Raw genomic sequence first — 6087 nt, 5'->3', positions numbered from 1 at the left:
AACAAGACCAACAATGCTAAACAAAAAAATAAACAGAATTTGATTTTTAAATGTCCTGGAAGTTGCTCTAATCAATATTTTGCCTAACTTTGCACCGCGGTACATCTCCTACGAAGAGAGGGAGTGCTTTTTATCTCTTCAAAGTCCTCTCTGTTTTTATTTTCTATTTAATTTCTGTTTGAATTTTTCTCTTCTTTACTTTGTGTGGGTTAGAATTGTGCATATCGCCACATTTTTGCTTGCGCTGACAATCTCATAGAGGTTGAACCTCGCCCGTCTGAGTCTTTTTAGCTTCGCACGCTCGGCGACCGAAGGGGTCGAACCACACAAGACCACGTGCATACGTCGGTGCAGTTGCCTGCTTCGCTTTCCCTGGTTTCAGATTCCAACTCGCGATGGATATCCTTGTTATTGGCTGTATGATTCCCGCTATTAGGGCTTATTGGGGACTTGCACCCGTTAGCTAATACTCATACCGAGCATACAAAAAAATAAGCCTTGTCTCCCGACAAAGCTTATCCACAACACAAACACAAAATAAAACACGACAAAACTACTATGCATAAGCCTGTCTGAACTAATTACAGACGCAGAAGTCAGAATATTCACATACTAAAACTTCTACCTTCAGGCTTGCATTCAAACAAACAAATGCAGAGAGCATTTGTTCACGGTTTTCCCTAAAAAGGGGAAATTTCTTTACTGTATGCCTCTTTCACGCAACTTCAATTGCCAATTCCAGGCAGAACGGAGCGTGTCTTCTATATTCGTTTCAGCTTTCCAACCCAGCTCCTTATTAGCCAAAGCCGGATCAGCCCATACTTGTTCAATATCGCCTGCACGACGTGGAGCAATCTGATAGTTCAGTTTAACTCCTGTAGCCTTCTCAAACGCATGTACCAACTGGAGTACGGAAAGCCCATGACCAGTACCAATATTGAAGACTTCTACTTTTTCTTTCTGCTTTTTCTCCAATATGCGAGCAATAGCCACCACGTGCGCTTTGGCCAAATCGACCACATTGATATAGTCGCGGATACATGTACCATCAGGCGTATTGTAATCATCGCCGAAGATACTTAATTTCTCGCGGATGCCAATAGCTGTCTGAACGATGTAGGGCACCAGATTCTGGGGGACGCCATTCGGAAGTTCGCCCAACAAAGCAGACGGATGAGCTCCAATAGGATTGAAATAGCGCAAAAGGATAGCACTTACAGGAGCACCCGAAGCTACTGTATCACGGATGATTTCCTCGTTAATCTGCTTTGTGTTACCATAAGGCGATTCAGCTTTCTTGATAGGAGCCTCTTCGGTAACGGGCAACTTATCGGGCTGACCGTAAACTGTGCAGGAAGAAGAGAACACTATACCTTGCACATTATATTTGGGCATCAGCTCAAGGAGGTTGATCAAAGAAACCAGGTTATTGCGATAATAGAGCAAAGGCTTTTGAACAGATTCACCCACCGCCTTGCTGGCTGCAAAGTGAATAATAGCCTTTATGCCCGGATATTTTGCAAATACACCGTCCAATCCGGCAAAATCCAAACAATCCAGTTTTTCAAAAGCCGGACGAATGCCTGATACCGCCTCAATATTATCAACTACATCAGCACTCGAATTGGAGAGGTTATCCACAATGACAACTTCATAACCTGCATTCTGAAGTTCTACTACAGTGTGCGAACCTATATAGCCCGTACCTCCTGTTACCAATATTCTATCTTTCATATCTATGTGTTTTATAAGAAATTCCGGTGTTTAAAATATCCAAAGAACTAAGAAATTCAGTCCTTTCTCGCTTAAAACACGCTACAAATGTAAGGATTAAAATTAATAAAACCACCAATAAGCAAAAAATAATGCAGAAAAAAAGATTTTTTTCGTGATGATTCTATCTCGCCTCCATCGAAGCACCCTAAAAGATTACAACCATACCCTGCTTTTCTAAAAAAGAATCGCTATTTTTGCCGAGTATATTCTTCATGGCTTATGAAAAGAAACGTAAAAAAAACACTTTGTATCAGCAGCCTTGTACTTGGTTCGCTGATTGCTCTGCTGTCAGCAGCCATTGGTCTGGCTATCCATTTTATATTTACTCCCGAAAAGTTGACGCCTGTGGTAGTGGAAGCTGCCAACCGGAACCTGAAGGCCAAACTGGACATGGGCAGTGTTGAACTAACTTTTTTCTCTACTTTCCCACGCTTCGGTCTGAAGCTAACAGACGGCACGCTGGTATCAAACGCCATCCGGGACACACTTTGGCAGCGGTCTGACACATTGGCCTCCTTCCACAAGGCTCTGCTTGTCATCAATCCTATAGATTATCTGAAAAAACAAAAGGTCACCATCTATCGCCTGGCGTTGGACAGTGCCAAGATTTATGCTTATAAACACGACGACGGACGAGCCAACTGGGATATAGTCCCGACTGATACGACAAAAATCAGGACCGACACAACCGCTACAGACACAGCACTCACCATCCGCGAAATAGATGTCCGGCGGATTGTGCTGCGCCATGCCTCACTGACTTTCGATGACCGCGAGACAAAGGTCTTCGCTAATCTGTGGGATGTTAACCTGGGACTGAAAGCCAACCTACGCAAAGGTCATTCCCTGCTGGCACTGGACTGGTATAATAAGAATGTGTTGTTCTGGCAAGACGGTGAATTGCTTGCCAACCGCATAACTACCCGGCTGCGCACCGACATTGAACTGAACCGTGCCACCCATACTTTTGCACTGAAAGATGCCCGGTTGGATGTTAACGGAGTAGAACTGGACCTGAAAGGCAGGTTACAGCGTGACTCCATTGCACGTGCCCTGCAAGTGGATTTGGATTATGCCCTCCATGCTCCATCCGTTGAAACTCTATTGCACATGATTCCAGAAAGCATATTAAAAAAAGAAAAGGTAAAGGCCGATGGCGAAATACGGATGGAAGGAACCCTGAAAGGGCTTTATGGGAAAAAGAAAATGCCAATGGCCACACTCAAAATACAAATAAATAATGTAACAGCCCAATACAACCGGCTTCCGTATGGAGTAGATAACTTTAAAGCAGACTTTTACAGCCAAATAGACCTGATGAAACAACATCCGTCATACGCTGAACTGAAGATTCTGCAATTCAAAGGTGCCCATACCGATATTCTGGCCGATGCCAAAGTCACCGACTTGCTGGGCGATCCCGTCATCGACTTTCACACAGAAACGACAGCCGACCTCACTGCTTTGGCGCAGACCTTCCCACTGCAGGAAGGAGTAAGCATGGGTGGAAATCTGGAAGCAAAACTGAAGGTACATACACGGCTCTCTGCCTTGAAGAAAAAAGACATTGGACGCATCAGAGCCGGAGGAAAACTGACCATGACCGGACTTTTCCTGCATGATACAAACAAAAAATTCGACTTTAGTGCAGATGCCTCATTGGCCTTTGCCGGCAACGACATTCTGGGAGCAAAAGCCGAAATCAAAAACATGGCATTGCATTCACGCCGGATCAACTCCGACCTGCAAAGCCTGACTGCTACTGTGAAAACTACCAACCCACAAGACACCACCCGCATTGCACACATGGAATGCAAACTGAATATGCAACGGCTGAAGGCATCGATGTCTGACTCAATAAACGTGTTCTGCGGAAAGAGTACTGCAACCGTAAAACTACAACCCGGCGAACACAATCCGGAGAAGCCGCAAATAGGATTAAGTTTGCAGGCAGACACGCTGTTCTGCCGAATGGGCGACACACGGATGGGCATGGACAAGGCCGGTATCGGGGTTACAGCCGAAAAAATACGCGACTCACTCTGGATACCCAAAGGCATTGTCGGATTCAACCGGATGTCGGTACGCACACCTTTGTTCGCCCTACCTGTCCGGATGCAGAAGACTTCGCTCACAGTGGGCAACCGAGCCATTACATTGCGTAATGCCACCATGCGTATCGGACGTTCAGACCTGACAGCCAGCGGTTCGGTACACGACCTCTACGGGGCCATGAAACACCACAAGACACTCCGGGCGGAACTGTCTCTTACTTCGAGGAATCTGAACTGTAACCAACTGATCCGCTCCATATCGTTTCCACAAGACACTTTGGAGGCTGAAACAGATACAACAGCTACCGATTTAAAACTGTTTGTTATTCCCAAGAACATCGATTTCCAACTGCAGACAAACCTAAAGCGGGTGCGCTACGGAAAAATGTTGTTCGAGAACGTACATGGTGCAATAGACATACGCAACCAGACCGTACACTTGCAGGAACTGAGCATGACGGGACTGGGAGCTACCATGAACACTACCTTGCTCTACCGAGCCAGCCGTCCCGAACGGGGCTATGCAGGTTTTGACTTCAAGCTGCACAGGGTAGACATTGGACGGCTGGTGGACTTCATACCCTCGCTGGACAGTATCGTACCCATGCTGCGTTCATTCGAAGGGGTAGTAGACTTTAACGTGGCAGCCGAAAGCGACCTTGACTCATGCCTCAACCTGCAGATCCCTTCCCTACGTTCAGCCATCCAATTAAAAGGCGACAGTCTGGTACTGATGGACGGCGAGACTTTCGCGGAAATATCGAAAAAGTTCTTCTTTAAAAACAAAGAGAAAAACATGATAGACAGTATTGCCGTCAACATCAGTGTAAAAGACGGCAACGTCACCGTTTATCCTTTTGTTGTGCAGATGGACCGCTACCGGGCTGCAGTAGGAGGCACACAAGACCTGAACATGAACTTCGATTACCACATCTCCATCCTGAAGTCGCCTATCCCCATCAAGTTTGGTCTGAACATACGGGGCAATCTGGATGACATGAAATTCAGCATAGGTAAAGCCAAATACAAAAATGCTGTCACACCCGTAGAAATACACAAGGTAGACAGCACTATTGTAACGATGGGCCAGCAAATAGTGGAAGACTTCCGGAAGAGGCTAAGGAGACGGGAAAGATAAAAACAGATGCCCTGCCCGCCCCTGTCAGATATTTGTCAGTTCTGCCGGCAGCATCGGCATGGCTCCATTCTGTGTGCACACATAAGCAGAGGTACGCACAGCCAGCCGATGGGCATCTTCAACAGGCATGCTTTTCAAAACAGCTGAAACAAAAGCGGCAGTAAACGAGTCGCCTGCCCCCACTGTATCGGCCACTTCCACCTTGGGAGTTTCTTGGAAACACACCTGGCCGGGAGTAAAGACATAGCTGCCGTTCACCCCACAGGTAAGAATAAGTATCTTCAGGTCATATTTCTCCAACAGCATCCGGCACTTGTCTTGCAGACTGATGTCCGAACATCCCAACATACGGCCGACGGTGTCCAACTCCTCATCATTAATCTTCAAGACATTGCACTTTTGCATAGAAGCAGACAACACCTCCCTGGTATAAAAGTTCTGACGCAAGTTAATATCGAATATCTTCCACTGACCTTCGCCGTCGGGCATGGTGTCGAGAAAACGGTTAACCGTCGCACGCGACACTGCACTGCGCTGGGCCAGCGAACCAAAACATACGGCACGAGTCTGACGGGCCAGAATGTCCAGCGAAGCGGTGTAAGGAATATTATCCCAGGCTACGCCTTCTTTTATTTCGTAACACGGTACACCCAGGTTGTCCAATACAATCTGAACGGTGCCTGTCGGATAAGGCACAATCTCTAACATGGCGTTCAGGCCTTTTTCGCGGAAATTCTCCACAATCTCAGAGCCGAGTTCATCCGCACCCACAGCACTGACCACACGGCTGTCCAGGCCAAACTGCGACACATGAAAAGCAAAGTTCGCGGGCGCACCGCCCAATTTTCTACCTTCGGGCAGCACATCCCACAGTACTTCGCCCATTCCTACTACGATTTGGTTCATAACATATTTATATAAGTATTCAACTTCCACTTATAATAAGCTCAGTTCTTAGCGCTTGGCAGCAAACTCCCTATCGCTTAAGAATCCGCTTCTTATACCTTAAAAGGAAACCTCTCCGAAAGAGCCTGCCGACACCCTCAACCTCCCGGACATCCTTATGCGGGACGGAAAGCTGGAATTGTTTTCATTACCGAGAACAAAAATAAGGAGTAA

The 6087-nt window shown here is 46.6% G+C and carries 3 protein-coding genes; 1 reads left to right on the top strand and 2 read right to left on the bottom strand.

Annotated features, from left to right (window positions below):
• Nucleotides 1-699 precede the first annotated feature (699 nt).
• Nucleotides 700-1734, bottom strand: coding sequence for a UDP-glucose 4-epimerase GalE (gene galE / locus B5F34_RS05450; RefSeq protein ID WP_087335885.1), 1035 nt, complete (start codon nucleotides 1732-1734; stop codon nucleotides 700-702).
• A gap of 261 nt (nucleotides 1735-1995) precedes the next feature.
• Between galE and B5F34_RS05445 the strand changes: the two genes are divergently transcribed.
• Complete coding sequence (locus tag B5F34_RS05445; RefSeq protein WP_087335882.1) at nucleotides 1996-4968, top strand: AsmA-like C-terminal region-containing protein; 2973 nt, start codon at nucleotides 1996-1998, stop codon at nucleotides 4966-4968.
• Nucleotides 4969-4992: 24 nt separating this feature from the next.
• Here B5F34_RS05445 and B5F34_RS05440 read toward each other — a convergent pair whose 3' ends face one another.
• A complete protein-coding gene (locus B5F34_RS05440) occupies nucleotides 4993-5874 on the bottom strand; it encodes a carbohydrate kinase (RefSeq protein ID WP_087335879.1) in 882 nt (293 codons plus the stop codon).
• Nucleotides 5875-6087 lie beyond the last annotated feature (213 nt).

It is taken from the genome of Mediterranea sp. An20, assembly GCF_002160055.1.
In the GTDB taxonomy this organism is placed as follows: domain Bacteria; phylum Bacteroidota; class Bacteroidia; order Bacteroidales; family Bacteroidaceae; genus Bacteroides; species Bacteroides avicola.
This window is presented reverse-complemented; position numbering and strand designations above follow the sequence as displayed.